This window comes from Serratia sp. AR11 (assembly GCF_056376275.1).
The window spans coordinates 1,455,134-1,475,687 of sequence record NZ_CM150739.1; the positions used below are offsets into that span (position 1 = coordinate 1,455,134).

Annotated in this window: 23 protein-coding genes; 14 read left to right on the plus strand and 9 right to left on the minus strand. The window is 54.8% G+C overall.

The window, feature by feature from the left end:
- Positions 1-19 precede the first annotated feature (19 nt).
- The gene (locus ACSOSI_RS06950; protein ID WP_476706752.1) at positions 20-874 is read left to right on the plus strand and encodes an EamA family transporter; all 855 of its coding nucleotides are present in this window, start codon (positions 20-22) and stop codon (positions 872-874) included.
- A 24-nt stretch (positions 875-898) separates the two neighbouring features.
- On the opposite strand, the gene ACSOSI_RS06955 is transcribed toward ACSOSI_RS06950, so the two are convergent.
- The gene (locus ACSOSI_RS06955) at positions 899-1,798 is read right to left on the minus strand and encodes a LysR substrate-binding domain-containing protein (protein WP_476706753.1); all 900 of its coding nucleotides are present in this window, start codon (positions 1,796-1,798) and stop codon (positions 899-901) included.
- 132 nt (positions 1,799-1,930) lie between these two features.
- Here ACSOSI_RS06955 and ACSOSI_RS06960 point away from each other — a divergent pair, with 132 nt between their 5' ends.
- Entirely contained in the window at positions 1,931-2,512 is a 582-nt protein-coding gene (locus ACSOSI_RS06960) for a hypothetical protein (protein WP_115183015.1), read from the plus strand.
- On the opposite strand, the gene ACSOSI_RS06965 is transcribed toward ACSOSI_RS06960, so the two are convergent.
- Positions 2,509-3,807: an oligosaccharide flippase family protein gene (locus ACSOSI_RS06965; RefSeq protein WP_476706754.1), complete on the minus strand. Its 1,299-nt coding sequence runs from the start codon at positions 3,805-3,807 to the stop codon at positions 2,509-2,511. The genes ACSOSI_RS06960 and ACSOSI_RS06965 overlap by 4 nt on opposite strands.
- A 154-nt stretch (positions 3,808-3,961) precedes the next feature.
- Between ACSOSI_RS06965 and ACSOSI_RS06970 the strand changes: the two genes are divergently transcribed.
- A complete protein-coding gene (locus ACSOSI_RS06970; protein ID WP_476706755.1) occupies positions 3,962-4,816 on the plus strand; it encodes an ATP-grasp fold amidoligase family protein in 855 nt (284 codons plus the stop codon).
- 15 nt (positions 4,817-4,831) lie between these two features.
- Here the strand turns inward: ACSOSI_RS06970 and ACSOSI_RS06975 are convergent, their stop codons facing one another.
- A complete protein-coding gene (locus ACSOSI_RS06975) occupies positions 4,832-5,734 on the minus strand; it encodes a LysR substrate-binding domain-containing protein (RefSeq protein ID WP_218215676.1) in 903 nt (300 codons plus the stop codon).
- A 111-nt stretch (positions 5,735-5,845) separates the two neighbouring features.
- On the opposite strand from ACSOSI_RS06975, the gene ACSOSI_RS06980 reads away from it, so the two are divergent.
- On the plus strand, positions 5,846-6,625 hold the full coding sequence (locus tag ACSOSI_RS06980; protein WP_476706756.1) for a HalD/BesD family halogenase: 780 nt from the start codon (positions 5,846-5,848) through the stop codon (positions 6,623-6,625).
- A 227-nt stretch (positions 6,626-6,852) separates the two neighbouring features.
- Here the strand turns inward: ACSOSI_RS06980 and ansP are convergent, their stop codons facing one another.
- Together ansP and ACSOSI_RS06990 are read right to left on the minus strand one after the other, a co-directional pair.
- Positions 6,853-8,316 carry an L-asparagine permease gene (ansP, locus tag ACSOSI_RS06985; RefSeq protein ID WP_115183013.1) on the minus strand — a complete coding sequence of 488 codons (1,464 nt, stop codon included), beginning with the start codon at positions 8,314-8,316 and terminating at the stop codon, positions 6,853-6,855.
- A 488-nt stretch (positions 8,317-8,804) separates the two neighbouring features.
- Positions 8,805-9,242: a PACE efflux transporter gene (locus ACSOSI_RS06990; protein WP_012005782.1), complete on the minus strand. Its 438-nt coding sequence runs from the start codon at positions 9,240-9,242 to the stop codon at positions 8,805-8,807.
- 126 nt (positions 9,243-9,368) lie between these two features.
- Between ACSOSI_RS06990 and ACSOSI_RS06995 the strand changes: the two genes are divergently transcribed.
- The gene (locus ACSOSI_RS06995; RefSeq protein WP_261413168.1) at positions 9,369-10,262 is read left to right on the plus strand and encodes a LysR family transcriptional regulator; all 894 of its coding nucleotides are present in this window, start codon (positions 9,369-9,371) and stop codon (positions 10,260-10,262) included.
- Between the two features lie 75 nt (positions 10,263-10,337).
- Positions 10,338-10,964: a LysE family translocator gene (locus tag ACSOSI_RS07000; protein ID WP_259187862.1), complete on the plus strand. Its 627-nt coding sequence runs from the start codon at positions 10,338-10,340 to the stop codon at positions 10,962-10,964.
- A 2-nt stretch (positions 10,965-10,966) separates the two neighbouring features.
- Here the strand turns inward: ACSOSI_RS07000 and ACSOSI_RS07005 are convergent, their stop codons facing one another.
- Complete coding sequence (locus ACSOSI_RS07005; protein WP_476706757.1) at positions 10,967-11,530, minus strand: DedA family protein; 564 nt, start codon at positions 11,528-11,530, stop codon at positions 10,967-10,969.
- 95 nt (positions 11,531-11,625) lie between these two features.
- Here ACSOSI_RS07005 and ACSOSI_RS07010 point away from each other — a divergent pair, with 95 nt between their 5' ends.
- From ACSOSI_RS07010 to ACSOSI_RS07020, 3 genes are all read left to right on the plus strand, one after another.
- Positions 11,626-12,729 (plus strand): adenosylhomocysteinase, encoded by a 1,104-nt coding sequence (locus tag ACSOSI_RS07010; protein WP_012005785.1) that lies wholly within the window; start codon positions 11,626-11,628, stop codon positions 12,727-12,729.
- Between the two features lie 161 nt (positions 12,730-12,890).
- Complete coding sequence (gene pbpG / locus ACSOSI_RS07015) at positions 12,891-13,820, plus strand: D-alanyl-D-alanine endopeptidase (protein WP_476706758.1); 930 nt, start codon at positions 12,891-12,893, stop codon at positions 13,818-13,820.
- Between the two features lie 161 nt (positions 13,821-13,981).
- Positions 13,982-14,392, plus strand: coding sequence for a VOC family protein (locus ACSOSI_RS07020; protein WP_012005787.1), 411 nt, complete (start codon positions 13,982-13,984; stop codon positions 14,390-14,392).
- Between the two features lie 75 nt (positions 14,393-14,467).
- On the opposite strand, the gene ACSOSI_RS07025 is transcribed toward ACSOSI_RS07020, so the two are convergent.
- Together ACSOSI_RS07025 and ACSOSI_RS07030 are read right to left on the minus strand one after the other, a co-directional pair.
- Positions 14,468-14,998, minus strand: coding sequence for a sugar kinase (locus ACSOSI_RS07025; RefSeq protein WP_261130584.1), 531 nt, complete (start codon positions 14,996-14,998; stop codon positions 14,468-14,470).
- 68 nt (positions 14,999-15,066) lie between these two features.
- On the minus strand, positions 15,067-15,291 hold the full coding sequence (locus ACSOSI_RS07030) for a hypothetical protein (protein WP_017892022.1): 225 nt from the start codon (positions 15,289-15,291) through the stop codon (positions 15,067-15,069).
- Positions 15,292-15,542: 251 nt separating this feature from the next.
- On the opposite strand from ACSOSI_RS07030, the gene ACSOSI_RS07035 reads away from it, so the two are divergent.
- The 5 genes from ACSOSI_RS07035 to ACSOSI_RS07055 all read left to right on the plus strand — a co-directional run bounded on the left by ACSOSI_RS07035 (position 15,543) and on the right by ACSOSI_RS07055 (position 19,951).
- A complete protein-coding gene (locus ACSOSI_RS07035) occupies positions 15,543-16,865 on the plus strand; it encodes a sensor histidine kinase (RefSeq protein WP_476706759.1) in 1,323 nt (440 codons plus the stop codon).
- Positions 16,862-17,482, plus strand: coding sequence for a response regulator transcription factor (locus ACSOSI_RS07040; protein WP_476706760.1), 621 nt, complete (start codon positions 16,862-16,864; stop codon positions 17,480-17,482). Before ACSOSI_RS07035 ends, ACSOSI_RS07040 begins: the two co-directional genes overlap by 4 nt.
- Positions 17,483-17,627: 145 nt before the next feature.
- Positions 17,628-18,125 (plus strand): GlcG/HbpS family heme-binding protein, encoded by a 498-nt coding sequence (locus ACSOSI_RS07045; protein WP_218215687.1) that lies wholly within the window; start codon positions 17,628-17,630, stop codon positions 18,123-18,125.
- A 32-nt stretch (positions 18,126-18,157) separates the two neighbouring features.
- Positions 18,158-18,841: an outer membrane protein gene (locus ACSOSI_RS07050; RefSeq protein ID WP_476706761.1), complete on the plus strand. Its 684-nt coding sequence runs from the start codon at positions 18,158-18,160 to the stop codon at positions 18,839-18,841.
- 189 nt (positions 18,842-19,030) lie between these two features.
- Entirely contained in the window at positions 19,031-19,951 is a 921-nt protein-coding gene (locus ACSOSI_RS07055) for a DUF808 domain-containing protein (protein WP_476706762.1), read from the plus strand.
- A 32-nt stretch (positions 19,952-19,983) separates the two neighbouring features.
- On the opposite strand, the gene ACSOSI_RS07060 is transcribed toward ACSOSI_RS07055, so the two are convergent.
- Positions 19,984-20,529: an N-acetyltransferase family protein gene (locus tag ACSOSI_RS07060; RefSeq protein ID WP_476706763.1), complete on the minus strand. Its 546-nt coding sequence runs from the start codon at positions 20,527-20,529 to the stop codon at positions 19,984-19,986.
- Between the last annotated feature and the right edge of the window lie 25 nt (positions 20,530-20,554).

Sequence of the window (20,554 nt, forward strand, 5' to 3'; positions counted from 1 at the left end):
TATTCGACGGGAGTATCGCGTGGACATTGTTATGGGACTGGCCGCCGCGCTGTGCTGGGGCGGCACGGATTTTTTGGTCGGTATCAACGCCCGATCGGTGGGGGTGCGCAGGGCGGTTTTTTTTTCGCAGGCGATTGGCTTTGTGATTTTTACTGTCTTATTACCGGCAACGGTGGTTCCTGTCTTTGCGACTTCCGGCGTGGTTTGGGGGCTGGCATTGCTGGCCGCTGCCCTGATCGTAGGCGGTTCATTGGCGCTGTCACAGGCCTTCGCTATTGGCAAGGCTGCGATGGTGGCCCCTCTGGTCACCAGCTACGGTGCGGTTACTACGCTGTTGTCGTGGCTAAGTGGCGAACCTTTGGCGGGGCTTACCCTTACGGGGCTGGTTATTTGTTTGCTGGGGGTGATGCTGACCGCCGTCAGCCCTGCGCGGCAGCCGGAAAACTCTTCGTCGACCTTACCGGCGATAGCCTTCGCGCTGATCGCCGCGTGCTGTTACGGCACCGGTTTTTGGCTGCAGGGGAAATACACTCTGCCGGTACTGGGGCCGAGTGTCAGCCTGTGGCTCGGCTATACGCTCGGGCTGACGGCTCTGCTGGCGCTGAGTACTAACCGGCGTGCGTTGGTGGCACGCCCAGGCTGGCGGCAGGGCGGGCTACTGCTGGCCGCCAGTTTGCTCAACCTGGGGGGCTTTAGCGCCTTTGCCGTAGGGGCCGGTGGCGGATCGGTGGCGGTGGTAACGGTGCTTAGCACCCTGTCTGGCGGTATTGCCGCGCTGCTGGGCGCTTTGCTGCTGCGTGAGCGCCTTGCCGCCCTACAGTGGCTGGGCGTGTTAACGGTATTGGCCGGTGCCGTGGTGCTGCATTGGCATTAAGCTCCAGGCTCAGTCAATAAGTCCTCACTCCAGCGGGCCGGGGTGCATATTTTTCTGCATCCAATTGCGTAATGACACGACGTCGGGGCGATCGGCAGTGTCCTCCAGCGTCACCAGATAATAATTCGCGCCGGGTAAAGACAGATCGAACGGTGCCACCAGCATTTTGCGTTTTATTAAATCCTCTGCCAGCAACTTACTGGCAATAACCACCCCTTGCCCTGCCACGGCGGCCTGCAACGCATGGGTTTCATCGCTGAAATACAGGCCTCTGGCAATATTCAGGTTCTCCGGCCCGTAACCTTGCTGCCAGTGTTTCCAGTCAGGACTTTCGGCAGGAACATGCCTGTTCTCGACGTGAAACAGCGTCGTGCGGTGCAGGTCGCTCAGGGTATTCAAGGCCAGTGCCGGGCTGGCAACCACGATAAACCGATCCTCATACAGCAAGGTACTGTGAAGGCCTATTTCAGCGGTTTCACGATAACGTATGGCTACGTCGACGGTACGCTGCGTTAAGTCGACGCTTTGCACGCTGGTATGCAGGTGTAAATCAATCTCGGGAAATTGCGCCTTAAAGCTTTCAAGGCGTAGCACCAGCCAATTGGTCAAAAAGTTCGAGGTGGTGGTGATGGTCAGCGCCGGAGGTTGTCTGGCCTGATCAATTTTTTTTACCGACTCTTCCAGGGCGGTAAAAGCGGATTGCGTGCCCGTATACAGCAAGTGTCCGGCCTCGGTCAGTTTCACCCCCTGCGCGTTGCGTTCGAACACGCGGCATTCCAACATGGATTCAATCAAACGGATTTGATGGCTGACAGCGGTGGCGCTGACATTCAGTTGCCCGGCAGCCTGCTTGAAGCTAAGGCAATCGGCAACCGCATGGAAGGCGCGTAGTGCACCCAGCGGCGGTAAACGGGAAGATTGCATGATGAGTTATTTTCATCCATGGGTGAAAACTCTGACTTTGATTGCCTGATTATATATGCGATAGGCTCAACATACCTCCTTGTAAGGATGAAATAAATTTTCTATCGCCGCTTTTATATAGTGAGGATCATTATGAGCACGTCTCCTTTATCCGTCCCTTTTGCCGCGTCTGCGCAACAGCAGGCGCAAACCAATGCCGGTATTCTTTTAGTCAGTGGGCTGGTAGCGCAAGTTGCACTGTTACTGAAACTCTATGCGCTGGAGAACCCGCTGCTGCTGATCGCTTTGCTGGCCTGCTTGAGTATTGCCTTTGTTTTGGCCGTATTTTTAATGCAGCTGAAAGTGTTCCAGAGCAAAAGTCGCCTCAGCCTGGTACGCCATGGGTTTGTCATCAGTGCCGTCGGCACCTTGCTGCTGATCCTGGTATTGCATGGTCTGCCAAATGACCTGCAGCTGTTTTCTGCAATGGCTATTTGCGGTTTGGGTCAGGGGATGGTTTACAGCGCCGCGATACGTCGAGGCACCCACAACGACGGCCATGGATTGCGCCGACGCGCGCTGCTGATTGCAGGGAGTATCCTCGCGGTTGCGGCTGTCCTGCTGATCCAATCGAGTTTTAGCGGAATAACGGGTTTTCCCTACGCTTTTGCCATGTTGATTGACCTGTCGCTACTTGCGGCCCTGTACGTAAGGGTGGTCGAGCTGGAGAGCTAGCCGTTGATGCGACTAACCGGTCGCCGGATATAGGTCAAAGGATTGAGCGAGCGCAGGTGCATCTGCAATACGGTGCCACGGCGGAAGAAGTAGTTGAGGAGGGTCAGCGACAACAATTCGGTCAGCAGGGTGCTGTAGGCCGCGCCCATCATGCCGTATTGGCGGATCAGGCAGTATGACAGCGGAATATTGATGATAAATACCAGGAACATCTTCTTCGACAAGAAGCCGTAGCCGGAGAAAATCACAATGTATTTGTAGGCCAGGGTGCCCAGGGCGGAAAGCAGGGTGGCAACCGCCAACACCCCCATCGCCGGGTAAGCCGCTAAATACTGCTCGCCGTACAGCAGCACAATCACCGGTTTGCCGAGCAAAAAGATGCCGGCGACGATCGCGGCGGCAATCGCCAGCACCAGCCCATTGAGTTTGGCGGCGGTGCGCATGGCGTCATCACGTTGATAAGCGAATATTTTAGCGAAAAACGAGGTGATCACCGCATCGGTGACAAACATCCAGGCGGTGGCCAGCGTAATGGCAACGGAGTAAATTCCCAGCGCTTCGGCGGAGACGAACCACATCAGAAACAACTGTGCCAGCCGGGTGTAGATGGCGATGGAGACATTGGAGACCGCCAGGGGCAGGCCGCTGGCGAGCAGATAGCGCACGTATTTGCGGCGAACGCGCCCTGGTGCGGCAAAGCGCGGATTACGGCGGTGATAGATATGGTGGCGGATCAGGTAGGGGATCAAATAAACCATCACGATAGGGATCGCCAGGTAATACAGGTGCAGGTCAAAATAAACGATCAGATAACGCACCAGCAGCGCACTGCCCAGCCCGCTGACGTTGGCCAGCGTATTGAAGCGCGATTCCAGCCGGGCATCATGATAGATGGTGAAAACGTCCCTGAGTGAGAAGAAGCTGGCGACAAAGGTGGCGGCGCAAAAGTAGAAGGTAATGAAATCTTCCCGTAGCCCGGTGTAAATCAATATTGCCGCAGAGAACAGCACAAAGCAGCCCTGACGCAGCCGGTTGGTGGAAAACATCAATGCCGTTCCCGAGGCTGGGTTGCGGCTAATCCGCTTGAACAGCACGGTATCAGAGCCCAGCAGCGCCAGTGTTTGAGTAATGGCGAAAATCGCGGTGGCAAAGGTGATTTTGCCAAAGCTTTCCGGGCCGATATATCTCGCCATATAGGCGGTGATAAAAATGACGCCAAGGATAGACACCATTTTTTCGGATATCATCCAAAACGCATTTCTCACGATATTGATATCTATGAATTTTAATTTCATGGGGACTTTCCCTGTCGCATCTTATAATAGGAATCATCCGATTATTTCCTTACCCTCTGTAAGGAATGACCCACAGGGTTTTATAATTAAGATGCAATAATCGGAATGTCAGCAGCATTTATCCCTATGCTAGATTCATGGAAGAAAGAGAAGAATGAGAAAACTCGCAAAACGACTCTATCGGGCCGCGCCCGATTTTATCTATTATCAAGTCAGCCACTATCTTGCCCATGGCGCCTGGATTAACTTCAAATCCCCCAAGACATTTTCAGAGAAAATTTATCGGCGCATGCGCTATCCATGCCATGATTTCAGTATGTTAGCGGACAAGGTGGCAGTCAGAGACTATATTTCACAGCGGGTATCGGAAAAGTACCTAACCCCCATCATTATGATTAGCGATAATTTCACCGAAAAAGATTACCTTTCATTGCCTCAATCGTTTGTTATCAAAACCAATAATGCATCGCAACAGGTCAAGATAGTCAAAGATAAAAACGAAGTTACTTTCTCCGATATTGCGAAGATTCTTAATGAATGGTCTGAAATAACCTATTGGAAAAGGTTTCGAGAAAAACACTACGACAATATCCCGCAGAAAATTATCGTCGAACAGCTATTGGATATAGAAACGGCAGGTGAATTGATTGACTACAAGGTGCATGTTTTTAACGGCCAGCACGCTTATTTATTCGTAGAGCTGTTACGTGGCGGGCCTGAGCCGACTTCACTGGAGTTTTTGGACGAGCATGCGCATCACTGTTTCTTTACCCAGGCGGATATCCCGCAGGTCAATACTCTGTATGAAAAACCGGCGTTCTGGGATGAAATGATCCGGGTGGCGAAAGCCGTTGCGGCAGATTTGGACTATTGCCGCGTCGACTTCTATCTCACCCGCGAGCAAATCTACATTGGTGAACTGACGCTGACCCCCGGCGCGGGCAACGAGGTTTACCTGCCGCGTGCGACCAACCTGCTGCTGGGCGAGATGATGTCCAAAGCCGGGTAGTGGCTGCTGCAGCCTTTAGCGGTCACTGTCCACTGGCGCAATGCTTTGCAACCATCTGAGAAACTCCGCCGCTTTGGGTTTGTCCAGCGTGCGTTGCGGATAAACCAGGTAGTAGGGCTTGCTGAGCGGCAGTGCCGGTTCTGCCAGCGGCACCAGCGTCCCCCTGGCCAGTTCGCGCTGGATCAACCGCTGCTGGCCGAGCAAAATGCCGTGGCCCTCGACCGCGGCGTCAATCGCCAGTGAGGTCAGGTTATAGGTCAGGCCACGCCGCTGTGGCGGCGGCAACCCGGCGGCGCTGAACCAGTCATGCCAGCCTGGCAGGAACTGACTTTCCTTGCCCCAATCTACATGGATCAGCGGCCGTTGGGTCCAGTCGCCGCCGGCCTGCAATTGCGGGCTGCAAACCGGCTGCACACAGTCCTGAAACAGCCGCACTTTTTCCAACAGCGGGTAGTCCTGATCGCCAAAACACAGGGCAAAGTCCGCCGCTGACCCGGCGAAATCGACTTCGGCATGGGTGGCGTGCAGGCGGATATCCACCTGTGGATGCCGGGCCAGCCAATCGCCGATCGCCGGATTCAGCCATTTTGACGCCAATGCTGGCAAGGCGAATACCGTCAGCGTTTCCTTGCCCCGCTGGCGATCGACATGCTGTTGTGCCACGCGCAACGTTTCGAAGGCCTGTTGTACGTAGGCCAGGTAGTCCGCTCCCTGCTCGGTCAGCGTCACGCCGCTTTTAGCGCGGATAAACAGCACAATACCCAGCTGCTGCTCAAGCTGGCGGATCTGTTGGCTGACGGCGGCGGCGGTCAATGCCAGGTGGTCTGCCGCTTTGGCCAGGCTGCCGGTGCGGGCGGCGGTTTCAAACGCCAGAATGGCGTTCAGTTTGGGCAGCCGGGGACGGGAAGTTGGGCTCATGGCGCTTATCGCTAAGAAATGGTTAGCTCATCCTTAACGTATTTTTGTTATTACGGCAATCCGGCATTCGCTACAGTGGGTTATCCGGCCGCTATGCCTAAGGAGTCTCTGATGCAGCCACTTGCTCATATCGTTGATTTAACCGCCAACCCGATTGGTGATCCTGTCTTTCGGGCGCAATGCAAAGCTACGCTGGATACGGCGGGCGCGCTGGTGCTGCCGGGCTTTCTGACGGCGGCGGCGCTGGCGACTATCCGTCTGGAAGGGGCGGAGCACAGCCATGCGGCGTTTTATGCCGCCAGCAAGCATAACGTCTACCTCAGGCCGCAGGATGAAACGCTGCCGGCCGATCATGCACGCAACCGGCTGGTGGTCTCGTCCAAGGGCTGCATTACCGATGAGGAGATCCCACAGCAATCACCGCTGCGCACACTGTATGATGCGCAGCCGTTCCGCGATTTTCTCTGCGCGGTGCTGGAAGAACAGTGTCTGTATCCCTACGCCGATCGCCTGTCGTCGATCAATCTGCACTATGCCCATCGCGGGCAGGAACTGGGTTGGCATTTCGACAACTCGTCGTTCGCCATCACGCTGTTGATCCAAAAACCGCAGGCCGGTGGACGCTTTGAATATGTGGAAAACCTGCGCGATGCCGACCGCGGCGAGATGAATTACGCCGGGGTTTCTCAGGTGCTGGACGGTGAACGAGCGGTGAAGCCGTTGGCGATGGAAGAGGGGGATTTGGTGCTGTTCCGTGGCCGCAACGCCATGCATCGGGTCACGCCGACCGAAGGTGACATCACCCGCATGCTGGTGGTGCTGGCTTATAATGCACAACCGGATATCGCGCTGTCGGAAAGCGCCAGAATGACCTTTTACGGCCGGGTGTAAGGAGAATAAAACTGCCCCGGTTGGGGGAATGCCGATCAGTTAAGCAAAGTTCTGAATAAGAATGTACGACGTTGTTTAAGTGGGCGACCCCCTCTCCCGAGGGAGAGGGCCGGGGTGAGGGGCTTTCGCGTTGGTATGTATCCCCTCACCCTAACCCTCTCCCAAAGGAGAGGGAACCATATCACCTTAACTTACAAGCATTACCCCGGTTGGGGCAGTTTAAAAACTCAGTGATGGGCTTCTTCGTGCGCCTGCTGTTCTAGTTTCACTTCCTGCGCGCGCTTGCGCAGGCCAAACCAGCCCAGCACCAGCAGCACGACCAGCACAGGAATGGTTGCGATGGTCCAGGTGCCGTTCGGGTAGTCAAACGCCATCATGACCACCACCGCCAGCAGGAACGCCAACGTCAGCCAGGAGGTGACCGGTGCGCCAGGCATCTTGAAGGTAACCGGCTTGGCACGGCCTTCACGCACCGCCTTACGCAGACGCATCTGGCAGACGATGATAAATGCCCAGGAGCTGATAATGCCCAGCGAAGCGATGTTCAGCACTATTTCAAACACCTGTGAAGGCACCAGATAGTTCAATACCACCCCGATCACGTAGATACCGCAGGTCACCAGGATCCCGGCGTAAGGCACCTGCTGGCCGCTCATTTTGGCCATAAATTTCGGCGCCGAGCCACCCATCGACAGCGAACGCAGAATACGGCCGGTGGAGTACAGGCCCGAGTTCAGGCTGGAGAGCGCGGCAGTTAACACCACGATGTTCATGATGGTGCCGATATAGGGCACGCCCAGCTTGCTGAAGAAGGTGACGAACGGGCTTTGGCCCGCCTGGTAGGCGTTCCACGGCAGCAGCAACACCAGCAGCACCACCGAGCCAACGTAGAACAGGCCGATGCGCCAAATAACGCTGTTGATAGCCTTCGGCAGCATTTTGGCCGGATCCTTGCACTCGCCGGCGGCGGTGCCGATCAGCTCAATCCCGGCAAAGGCGAAGATCACCCCTTGTACCAGCACCAACGCAGGCAGCAGACCATGCGGGAACATGCCGCCGTTTTCGGTAATCAGGTGCAGGCCGGTGGTGTTGCCCGCCACCGGGGTGCCGGTGCCGAGTAACACCACGCCGACCACCAGGAACAGCGCGATGGCGACCACTTTGATCAGGGCGAACCAGAACTCCATTTCGGCGAACCACTTCACGCCGATCATGTTCATGGTGGCGACCACCCCGAGGGCGCAGAGGGCAAACAACCACTGCGGCACATCGGCAAAGGTACCCCAATAGTGCATATACAGCGCTACTGCCGTGATGTCGACGATACCGGTCATCGCCCAGTTGAGGAAATACATCCAGCCGGCGACGTAAGAGGCTTTTTCACCGAGGAACTCGCGGGCGTAAGAAACAAAGCTGCCGCTGGTAGGGCGGTGTAAAACCAGTTCGCCCAATGCCCGCAGAATGAAGAAAGAGAAGATACCGCAGACCAGATACACCAGCGCCAGCGCTGGCCCCGCCAGTTCCAGCCGGCCGCCGGTGCCGAGGAACAGGCCGGTACCTATTGAACCGCCGATGGCGATCATTTGAATCTGCCGGTTGCCCATACTTTTGTGATAACCGGATTCGTGGGAGTCTAACCATCGTCTTCTGGCTGCATGTTGCTCATGCGCCGATTTTTTTTGTGATTGCATCGTTCGTCCTGTTTTACCCGTCTGTAAAATTATCCTGCTCCAGCTTCGGAGCAAACGATTGCTACTACCAACCGTGATGAGAATGAGGTCATGGCATCATTCTGTTGTTTATACCCGTCGTGTTTCGATCTTCAGCAATGAAATTCATAGCGTATATTATATGAACAGCTGCCGTTAAATAACGGCGAGGCATGCTACCTTTTCTCTGGAAATGTGGCAAAAAATCCTGCGTATAAATCGTGAACAAGTGTGTTTATTTTTTGTTCCATATACAAAAGAACATATTATTCAATAAGATGATTGTTTTTATCAAGACGGAAATAACGAGTAATAAAAGGTGATGAAAATCACAGAATAATAATTACCGTGCAAACTACAGGGGATTTTGCTTATTTATTCGCGATGAGAAAAAAGGTGGGGGTAATAAACTTCACTTCGCCTGCGGCGATATTGCCACAGGCGAGGAACATCATGGGAAGGGGGCGATTTTAGGCTGATTCCCCGACCGGCAGGGCCGACGCAGGCAAACCGAATATTTTGTCGAACGCCCAGTTAAACACAAAGGTGTAGCACGGGATAATGACGATCAGCGCCATATCCAGCAGCAGCGCCTGCCACAGCGTAATTCCCATCCACCAGGCGATCAGCGGGATCAGGTACATCACCAGCGTCAGTTGAAAGCCTATGGCATGCAAAATACGACGCTTGAGCGTACGGCCACGCGTTGCCTGGCGGCTTTCCCACAGCTCAAACAGTGAGTTATAGATGAAGTTCCAGCTGACTGCGATGGTGGTGATGATCACCGCCAACGGCCCGGTACTGCTGGGGGCGGTGCCGGAAAGCAATGCCAGCCCGAGTGCGGAGATCGCCATACCGATAATTTCATAGGCGGTGACATACACCAGTTTGCGTTTAACGCCTTGCATTACTCATCTCCTGACTGATTTTTGGCTTGGTGGTCGGGTGACCTTTTGCCGTCTGACGAGTAAGATACCGTCAATCATATTGATAGAAAAAGTCAGGAGCTGTCAGTTTTGCTGACAGGTGATGCAATGAACTTTTCCAGCGATAACATTGAGCTGTTTCTGGCGGTACTGGATCGCGGGTCGTTTTCCGCTGCTGCCCGCTCGCTGCGGCGTGTCCCTTCGGCGGTCAGCATGGGGATCGCCAACATGGAGGCGGAACTGGGGTTTCAGTTGTTTGATCGCTCACACCGGGAACCGTTGCCCACCCCGCTGGCGTTGGCACTGGCGCCGCATGCGCGGCTGATCGCCGATCAACTAAAACAACTACAGAACCACGCCATCGAATTATCCCAGGGGCTGGAAAGCACTCTGTCGGTCGGTGTCGCCTCGGACATCAACAGCAGCGGCCTGTTGGCTGCGGTCAAAACGCTGGCGGAACGCTACCCGTTGCTGAATATCGAAGTGCTGACCGCCCCGCAGGACGACGTGTTGCATATGCTGCATCAGGGCAGGATTGGCGTTGCTCTGGCGTTCGGCGGGCTCAATATCAACAGCCAGGAGCAGTTCCACTTTGTCGGCGCTGAATCACTGGTTGCTACGCTCTCACCTTCGCACCCGGCGCTGAACGGGGCGGCAGACGAGCTGTTTCTCGAAGATCTGGTTAACGTACGGCAGATTATGGTGGCCAGCCGCGATTTGCCGATTACCGATTTGCGGCCGCAGGTGGCGGAATCCTACTGGCGTACCGACAGCCTGCCGATGGCGCTGAGCATGGTGGAGGCCGGTTTGGGCTGGGGGAATTTCCCGCTGTCGTTGACCGCGCCCTTGTTGGCGCAGCAACGGCTGGTCAGGTTGAAATTCAAAAACACCAAAAACGAACTGCGCCTGCCGATGCACCTGATCTGGCTGAAAAACAGGCCGCTGGAGAAGGCCGCCCATGAACTGGTGGCGTTAATGCGGGACAGGCCGCAAACGGAATAATCCCCGCTATTGCATTGCTTTTATTTTCTTCGCTGAGCTACTTTGAGTGATGGGATCACTATGGGGGCAGCTAGCATGTTAAGCGAGACGGCATTATCGGTACTGAGCATTAGCGGGGCGATTACGCTGGGGGCAATGAGTCCAGGGCAAAGCTTTATTCTGGTTGCGCGTACCGCGGTGGCCTCTTCGCGTCGCGACGGTATGGCGGTTGCGTTGGGTATGGGCGTCGGCTGCTTTATCTTTGCGCTCATTGCCCTGTTGGGGCTGCAATCTTTGCTGCTGGCGCTGCCGTGGCTTTACACCACGTTAAAAGTGCTGGGAGGCGCTTATCTTGTCTATCTGGCTTGCAAAATGCTGCGCGGGGCCACTCAGCCGCTGAATGTGGAAGCGGTCGGAGAGCAGCATCTGGGCTTTCGCAAGGCGTTTACCACCGGCCTGTTGACTCAACTGGGCAACCCCAACACTGCCATTGTGTTCGGCAGCGTGTTTGCCGCGTTGCTCAGCCACAAAATCTCACCGGTGATGTACCTTGTGTTACCGCTGATCGCGCTGACTATCGATGTGCTGTGGTACGCCTTTGTGGCCTTTGTGCTGTCGTCACCGCGCCCGCGCCGCACCTATCTGCGGTTTAAAGCCTGGTTTGATCGGTTGGGCGGCGGAGTGCTGGCCTTGCTCGGCCTGAAATTGATGTTAAACCGATAATCCTAGTCGGCATGGCGGCGACGCCACCAAAATCGCAGCAGCAAGATAACGGCGATCACCAGTGCGCAGAACAGCACGCTGGTCAGCCGTTTGTCGAAGCCCAAGATAAACCTGGCGATCGCTTCACCGCCGAAATAACCCAGCAACACAAAGATTGTTGCCCACAGGATGGCGCCCAGAATATTCAACGGGACAAAGCGCGACGGCGGCAGTTTGCTGGCACCGATTAACACCGGGCCAATTATGCGAAAACCATACATAAACCGCACGCCAATCACGAACAGCATCGGGTGGCGGGCAATCAGCTTCCTGGCGCGTTCAATGCGCTTTTCCTGGCTCTTCATGCGTGAAATCACCTTTCCGCCGAAGCGCCGACCGAGGAAATACAGGATCTGATCCCCTAATGTGCCCCCCAATGCCACCACCGCAATCACCCAGGGCAGATGCAGTAACCCCTGGTGCGCCGCAATCCCCCCCAGCAGAGTGATGGTTTCGCCTTCGGCCAGGCAGCCGATAAACAGCGCCCAGTAGCCGTAATCCGTAATGTAGTGGGCCAAATCCGCCATCCTGATCCCCTATGTCTTTAATACATAAGGGTCAGTATACTCTCTGTCAGTCAGCCGCGCCCTGTCGGCGCGACGCAGCCGTAGAGGAGCAACAGATGTATCAGGATTTTGAGAGCGAACTGGACTGGGCGATGCGCCATATGCCACGCACCCGGGCAGCGGTAGCGGCGTTGCCGGATTTAAGCGGCGTACGGCTGGCGTGCAATATGCATCTGGATTTGAAAATGGCACCGCTGGTGGCTGGCCTGCTGGACAAGGGCGCGGCGATTTATCTGACCACCTGCAACCCGACCACGGTGCAGGATGACGTGGTGGCCTGGCTGGAGCGCCGCGGAGCACAGGCTCACGCCTGGCGTGACATGAGCGACGCCGACTGGTCGGCATCGTTCGACCGCGCATTGGCCTGGGGGCCGACCCACCTGTGCGAAATGGGGGCGGATTTGACCACCCGCCTGCATCAGTCAGTCGATGGCCCGCAAATTATCGCCGGGCTGGAGGCCACCGGTTCCGGCATCAGTAGGTTAAACGGCATGGCGCCGCGCTATCCGATCTTCAACTGGGATGACCTGCCGGTAAAAGAAGGGCTGCATAACCGCCATATGGTCGGCCTGACCGCCTGGCACACTTTCTTCCAGACCACCCATTTGACGCTGCATGAAAAATGCGTGCTGGTGATCGGTTATGGTTTGGTTGGGCAGGGCGTCGCGGCGGCGGCGAAAGCCTACGGCGGGCAGGTGATCGTGGCGGAAATCGATCCGGCGCGGGCGCTGCAGGCACGCTATGACGGCTGGGCAGTGGTCAGTCTTGCCAGTGCGGTGAGCCAGGCCGATGTGATTGCTACCGCCACCGGGGCAAAAAACGTGCTGTCGGCGCGGCATCTGCAGCAGGCGAAGGACGGGGTGTTCATTCTCAATGTGGGTCATGTGACGGCGGAAATTGACGTTGGCTTCCTGCAAAACCTGCCGCACAGCGAGCCTATGCCGTTTGTAAACGCCTACCAACTGGAAGATAAAACCCTGTATTTACTGGCCAACGGCTCGATGTTCAACCTGACGGCGGGCTACGGTGACAGCCTGAATGCCTTTGACGTGACGCTGGCGGTGATGGCGGCGGGCATTGGCCATATTGTCGGTGATGGTGCCCGGCAGCAGCCCGGTTTATATCTGTTGCCGCAGTCGGCCTGGCAGCCGGCGCTGTAACTTTTCTCTCGCGGGCGCTTATCCCAGAGCGCTCGCGGTTTGCGCAATTTTCTGTTCGACAGAATTTGTCACAAATCGGCTTGCACAATCCCAGTGCCAACTTCAGATCCCTCACATATAATTCGGCCAAATAAGACCTTCATCTTCTTCGTCACAGAGTAATGCATGTGAAAATACGTGTTTTGGTACTAACCCTGCTCGCTTTGCAGGCAGGAGCAGGCATCGCGCCGCGCGCGCTAGCCAGCGAAAATAACGCGGTCACCCGTGCCACCGAGCCTGAACTGGCTTCCGGCAGTGCCATGGTGGTGGATATGCAGACCCACAAGGTGATGTATGCGCGTAACCCGGATGAAGTGGTGCCGATCGCTTCGATCACCAAGCTGATGACCGCGATGGTCACGCTGGACGCCCATCTGCCGCTGGATGAAATGTTGTCGGTGGACATACATCAGACACCGGAGATGAAAGGGATCTACTCGCGCGTTCGTCTGAACAGTGAAATCAGCCGTAAAGATATGCTGCTATTGGCATTGATGTCGTCGGAAAACCGTGCGGCCGCCAGTCTGGCGCATCATTATCCGGGCGGTTACGGCGCCTTTATCAAAGCGATGAATGCCAAAGCCAAATCGCTGGGGATGACCAACACGCGTTACGTGGAGCCGACCGGGCTGTCGATTCATAACGTTTCGACCGCACGCGACCTGACCAAGCTGTTGATTGCCACCAAGCAATATCCGCTGATTGGCCAGCTCAGCACCACTACCGAACGCATGGCGAGTTTTAAGGATCCGAACTACACGCTGCCGTTCCGCAACACCAACCATCTGGTATATAACCAGAAATGGAATATCCAGTTGACCAAGACCGGCTTTACCAACGAAGCGGGACACTGCCTGGCGATGCGTACCATGATCGGTAGCCGTTCGGTCTCGCTGGTGGTGCTGGACGCCTTTGGCAAGTACACCCATTTCGCCGATGCCAACCGCCTGCGCACCTGGATCGAAACCGGTAAGGTGACGCCGATCCCTGCGGCGGCCCGTGATTACCGCCGTCAGAAAGATGCCCGTTTGGCGAAGAACGAAACCGAATAACCCGCTCTGCGGCCTGCGGAGTTTTTCTGCAGGCCGCGTCTCTCCCTAAAGCCGCCTTGTCCTTGCCGTCAGCAACATCTCCAATTACCTTGGGTAGAGCCGCGGTGCTAATCCATCCGCTATCATTAATGAATACTCTATCGTCGTGAGGACAGCATCCCATGAGCAAGGTTTCCACTTTTGTCATGTTCCAGGGTAATGCCCATGCCCAACAGGCTATTGATCTTTATAGTGAGTTGTTCGCCGGTTTCAAGGTTCAGCAGGTGCAACATTATGATGACAGTAATGATGGGCCACTGCGGATCAGGCAGGCGTTCATCGACTTTGATCGGCAGAGTCTGGTATTTACCGATAGCCCAATCAGCCATGATTTCAGCTTCACCCCGGCAATATCCCTGTTTGTTAATCTGGCCAATGAAGCCGAACTTGACCGGGTTTTCACCCGTCTGGCAGAAGGCGGCAAGGTGCTGATGCCGATTGATGATTATGGCTTCAGCGCACGCTTCGGTTGGCTAAACGATCGATTCGGTTTGTCCTGGCAGCTTAATGTACCGGCAGGGGATGTGGTTTGATCAGGATAAAAGCCTCGGGGTTTATTATTAATTTTAAAATTAAATCAATATTAACCCGAGGCATATTTTTGGTGTTTATGGCACTGCGGAAATATTGTCGAACTTGAAGGCAAAGTTAGGGTTAAACAAGCCGCCATCCAAAGTGACGCTGGTTTCCCAGATGCAGGCATTGGTTCCCGGGGCAAATTTTCCGGAAAAGGTCACTTTGTCACCTATTTTAAGTTTTTCGGCTGCAATGTTTTGCGGTAGCGTATTCTCCAGCTTACCTGATGATGTCGGTATTTTGGCCGATTGAACGGTTATGTGGTCGGCGAGTTTTATCCGTATGAAATCATCTTCATGGCCATTAATTTGGCTGCTTTCCACCTGACCGACCCACTGTTTAATGGGTTGGCCGTTCAGCGTTTGGCAGATTGAATTATCACGAGCTAATTTTGTATTAGCGCGATACACATTATTATGCGTTGTGTTCGCTTTGGTCGCTGCACTGTTCACGACATTAATGAATTGTTTTTCAACTCCGGGAATAACATTGTCCTGAGCAAAAACATGGCATGAAAATAACAATGTCGAGACAGTGATTAAAACTATTCTTTTTATCATCATACATCCTTGAATTCTGGTTCATTAGGGTGGTTTATCTATAGCCCACCTTTTTTGTTTTCGCCACGCGATCATTGCATTCTTCGGCTATTGAACAGGGTGAACGCGAAAGTGGCCAACAGCAGTGCCGTGCCGGCAATCATCGGGCAATGTTCAAGGTGAACCGGGTTGTATCCTTGGTTGAACGCCCAGCCATAGGTTTCGACGGCGGAACCAAATCCCATCGCCGCGGTGGCAATAACGCTCAACAAGCCAATGATCAGGGCCAGTGTTCGGATCGTTGTTTTACAGAACATAAGTCATCCTCTTTTGGGCTGAGTCAATTTTCCCTGCAGGTTTGGTCGCAGCAGGGCAAGTCTGCGGGGGAATGATGGATATTGAAGCAGCAACGGGTCGCTGTTTCATCAAAAACGGGGTCCGAATTTGGACCTGCGGTCGTGTTCTGCGCAACGAGGAATGATGTTGATCCTCGGGGGACGGCGATACCCGCGCGAACTCTTTTGTGTTATTAAGCGTTCATAGGATTGGTACGGGGGACGGATTGGCTATGTTCAAGATAATGGGGTGGTTATTGCTGACACTGCTCTCCAGCGGCGGTTTGGCTGCTTATTTTTTACAGCAGCAATACGAGGAAAAAAGCGCTGATTTTCGCATTCTTTATCGCGATGTGACGGTGAAACTGTCGCAGCATGATGCCATTATCCCATTATTACCGGCCAGCCAATATAGCCGGGAGGTTCAGAGAGTCTTTCCGCAAATTATTCACTGGCGCTCGCATCCCGGCATCGCGCCGCGGCGGACTATCGTGGTTGAGCAGCACGGGCGTTACTGGCTTAATGCCGGTAAGCAATCGTTACTGATCGACCTGAACAAATTGATGAGCGGCCTGGTAGGGGAAAGCGAGTTCCGGCACCTGGTGCTGCGCTGGGAAGGCCGCACGTTATTTGAACAGGGCATGGCGGAGACAGCCTACTATTGGCAGTGGGACAAGGCGATTGCCAGCTCGTCGCAGCCTTTTGTGCTCGGCGCCGGTGACAACCCAAATTGGGCTGCGCTGCCCTGGCCCGTAATCCTTTCCCCCGCGATTTTTTGGGGACTGGTGTTGTATCTGATCAACCAATATCGTGCCAACCGCCGCCGGCGTGATATTGCCGATTTGCGTGCCCATTATGCCGAACTCACCAGGCTCAATACTCTGGGGGAACTGACCGCCGGTATCGTCCATGAGCTAAACCAACCCCTCACCGCGATTTTAAGCTATAACCAAACCGCTCTGCTGTTGCTACGGCAACAAAACACCGAGCAGTTACCGCAACTGCTTGAAGCCGCCGTGGTGCAGATTAAGCGCACCGATGCGTTATTGCAGCAGTTTCGCCAGAGGCTGACCAGCGAACGGGTCGAGTATCAGCCTGTCGCCTTAGGGGCGCTCTGGGCCCGCGTGATGACGCTGCTGGACCATGAAATCAGAGGCGAAAAGGTCAAGGTCAGCAACCGTATCCCGGACAGTTTGCCTCCGTTGTTTGCCCCGCCGTTATGGATAGAACAGATCCTGCATAACATCGCCAGTAACGCGATTCAGGCGCAACATGACAACGCGACCGGTACGGCCTGGATAAACCTGGAGGCCTCCGCCACCAATGAGGGTATTTCACTGACCTTCACCGACGGTGGCCCAGGGTTGACGGAACAAGCCTTGCAGTATGTCTTCATGCCGTTTTTCACTACGCGCGCCAACGGTATTGGACTGGGCATGGCCCTGACGGACACGCTGATCCAGCGTCTCAACGGCACCATTGAGGTATCGAATATCGTTGGGCGGGGGGCCTGTTTCAGACTCTGGCTGCCGATACAATCTCAGGAGCAAGGATGAACCAAACTATTTATCTTATTGATGACGAACCGGCCATTCTCTCTTCGCTCAGCGCCCTGTTGGGTACCGTCGGTTGGCAGATCAAAACCTATAACAGTGCGCTGGCTTTTCAACAAAGCGTCGGTGAATTGCATGGCTTAACCGGCTGCATGCTGCTGGATATCCGAATGCCGGGTAAAACCGGGCTGACGCTGCTCGATGAATGGCAACGACAGGGGCTGGTTATCCCGGTGATCATCATGACCGGTCATGCCAACATTGATTTATGCCGCCGGGCCTTCAAAAATGGCGCCTTCGAATTTCTGACCAAACCCATCGACGCCGATTTATTGTTTGAAGCAGTCGGAAGTGCATTGGAATTGCAGGAGAAATTGCAGGATCGGCAAATGAAATTACGGCTGATGCAGGGCCGTCTCGCTACCTTGACCGCACGCGAGAATGAAATTTTTGAGCAGATCATGCAGGGGAGTTCAAGCAAGGAGATTGCCCGGACTTTTTCGCTGTCCCCACGCACCGTCGAGGCGCATCGTGCCAATATTTTTGCCAAACTGGACGTCAATTCACTACCCAAACTGATGAGTGAGTATGGTGAGTTGGCGTTATTGAAAAAAACGTGAGGCCGTTTTCACCTCTGCAATGAGGGGCTGCAGGAATACTAGGTATAAACACCTAGTAAAATAGGTAATCAAGCCAATAGTTTGCTGTTGCTGCGCCTTTTACTATCCCTGATATCCACAAGGGATAAGCAAGGAGCACATCAGTATGAAACGTATCATTTCAAACGTCATTTTACTCAGTAGCATGGCGTCGTTCACCAGCATGGCCAGCGGTGTTCTGACCGAAAAAAACCTTTCCCTCGAACTGGCCGATAAATTGGCGCAGAGCACCATTCAGGCCTGTAGCGCGAAAAATTATAACGTCGCCGTTACCTTGGTTGATCGCGCCGGTATTCCCCTCGTCATCAAAAAAATGGATAACGCCGGTCCACATACGGTGGAAGCCAGCCGCATGAAGGCGTTTACCGCCGTTAGCACCAAAAACCCCACGGAAAACGTGATGAAGACTGCCCAGGCCAACGCCGGGGCGGCCAACCTGAGTGACATTCCAGGGTTCTTGTTACTGGCGGGCGGCGTACCGGTGAAGGTCGGCGACGCGACCATTGGCGCTATCGGCGTCGGTGGCGCGCCGGGTGGCGATCTTGACCAGCAATGCGCGCTTGAGGCATTGAAAAACAACCAGAGTAGCCTGAGCGCCGGCTGATTTTTTAGCGACCCTTCTTCGACGAGAAACCTATGAACATTAAACCTGTTTTATTGGCGGTGCCGCTGATCCTGACGGCCGGCAGCGTGATGGCGGACGATTTTCTGGCGGGCTATTACGGCTCGGCGAAATATCTGCAAATTGAACAACGCGCCAAAGAAATGAACACCAGCAGCCGCCCGGCAGTTGGGCAGTTTGTCAGCGGTAAGGAGAAAGAACATCTGGGAGGCGCGGCGATTGCCGCAGGCTATCAGTTCGGCAATGGCTGGCGGACAGAAGGCGAATATACCTTCAAACAGAAAACGGAATACACCAGCGGATCTACGACTTTCGCCGGCAGTTTTAACCATATGCAAACCGACGTTCAACGGCTGATGTTCAATGTCTATCGCGACTATGCGCTGGGCTATAATATTTCACTTTATGGCACTGCCGGGCTTGGCGTCAGTAAAATCAAGGCGGGTGGCTGGCAGGGCAACCCGGCGCGTGAATATGCTTCAAGCACGCAAAGCAACCTGACCTATGCCATAGGCGCAGGGGTTAGCTATACGCCGATTGAGCGCATTAACATCGACCTGGGTTATCGCTACGTCGATATGGGGAAAATTGAGAGCGGCTATAACGATTTCGCCAATGCTCGTGGGCTGAAGGATGAGCAAATGAAAGCTCGCCTGGTGTCTAACGAATTCACCCTGGGTATGCGTTATCGGTTCTAAACCTGAGCTGGGTTAATTGGCCAAAACGATAAGGTCGATAACCCAGCCCTTCTTCTTATCCGTCTGCCGCTACCCGCAATCGGCGATTCTCCGCTAAAATATTCATTTGGAAATCGACAATCGTTAATGTCGTAGAATGGGGCTCTGCAAACAGACCCAGACCCGTGAATATGAAAAGGATGAACCGCTTTGGCCGGAAGTAGCTTACTGACTTTAATCGACGATATCGCCTCGCTGCTGGACGATGTCTCGCTGATGACCAAAATGGCGGCGAAAAAAACCGCCGGGGTACTGGGGGACGATCTGGCGCTCAATGCGCAACAGGTGTCTGGGGTAAAGGCCGATCGCGAGCTGCCGGTGGTGTGGAGCGTGGCCAAAGGGTCGTTTATCAACAAGGCGATCCTGGTGCCGCTGGCATTGCTGATCAGTGCATTCGCCCCCTGGGCAATTACGCCGCTGTTGATGGTGGGCGGCGCCTACCTGTGCTACGAAGGCTTTGAGAAAGTGTTTCACAGCCTGACCCACAAAAAGCAGGCTGGGGAAGAGAAGAAAGAGGCGCTGGACGCCAACGAAGATGTGGCGGCCTATGAGCAACGTAAGGTGAAGGGCGCTATCCGCACCGACTTCGTGCTGTCCGCCGAGATTATTGCCATTACGCTGGGCACCGTGGCGGGAGCGAGCTTCAGCCAGCAGGTGATCGTGCTGTGCGGCATCGCCATTGTAATGACTGTAGGGGTTTACGGCATTGTGGCCGGCATCGTCAAACTCGACGATCTGGGGCTGTATCTGAGCCGTAAAAGCAGCGCGTTAGCCCGTTCTGTCGGCAGCGGCATCGTCAGCGCCGCGCCTTACCTGATGAAGACCCTGTCAGTGGTTGGCACCATCGCCATGTTTATGGTCGGTGGCGGTATTCTGACCCACGGGCTGCCGCCGGTACATCATCTGTTTGAGGACTGGGCGTCCTATGCCACCGTGGTGCCGACCTTCGGCCAGATCCTGCAAGGGGTTATTCCTGCTTTGCTCAACGTGGTGTTTGGTCTGATTGCCGGCGGCGTGGTGCTGCTGGTGGTTTCGGCTCTCGGTGCCATTCGTGGCCGTTTAAAAGCCTGATAATTTCACCGGGTGCATCTTCTGCACCCGGTTTATCCATTGTGCGGCAGCCCATCACTACCTTCGCCCAGGGTGCGTTGCATTATGTGGGTGTCGCGCCACTCGCCCAATTTAAAACCCACCGCCTTGAGCGTGCCTACGCTGCTAAACCCCAGTTTCTTATGCAAGGCCAGCGAACCCTGATTCTCTTTGGCATTGCCAACGGTAGCCAGCATTTGACGCCAAGGGCCAAGTTCGCAGCGTGCGATCAGTGCGGACAACAACGCTTTACCGATACCTTTCCCTTGCTGACCCTCGGCGATATAGACGGAGTTTTCCACAGTAAACCGGTAGGCTGGGCGCGGCCGATAAGGCGTGGCATAGCAATAGCCCACCACGAGATCGGCTTGCTTGGCGACCAGCCAGGGTAAACCCGCTTCCTGTACCTTGCTGAGACGCTGCTGCATTTCTTCCAACGTCGGTGGCGTTTCTTCAAACGACGCCGCGCCGTACAACACATGATGGGTGTAAATCTGTTGCACGACGGCCATGTCGTCTGCCGTGGCATCGGTGAGCATTAACGGGGCGGAAAGGGTCATAACGGTTCCTGTTTACCTTGAAAAT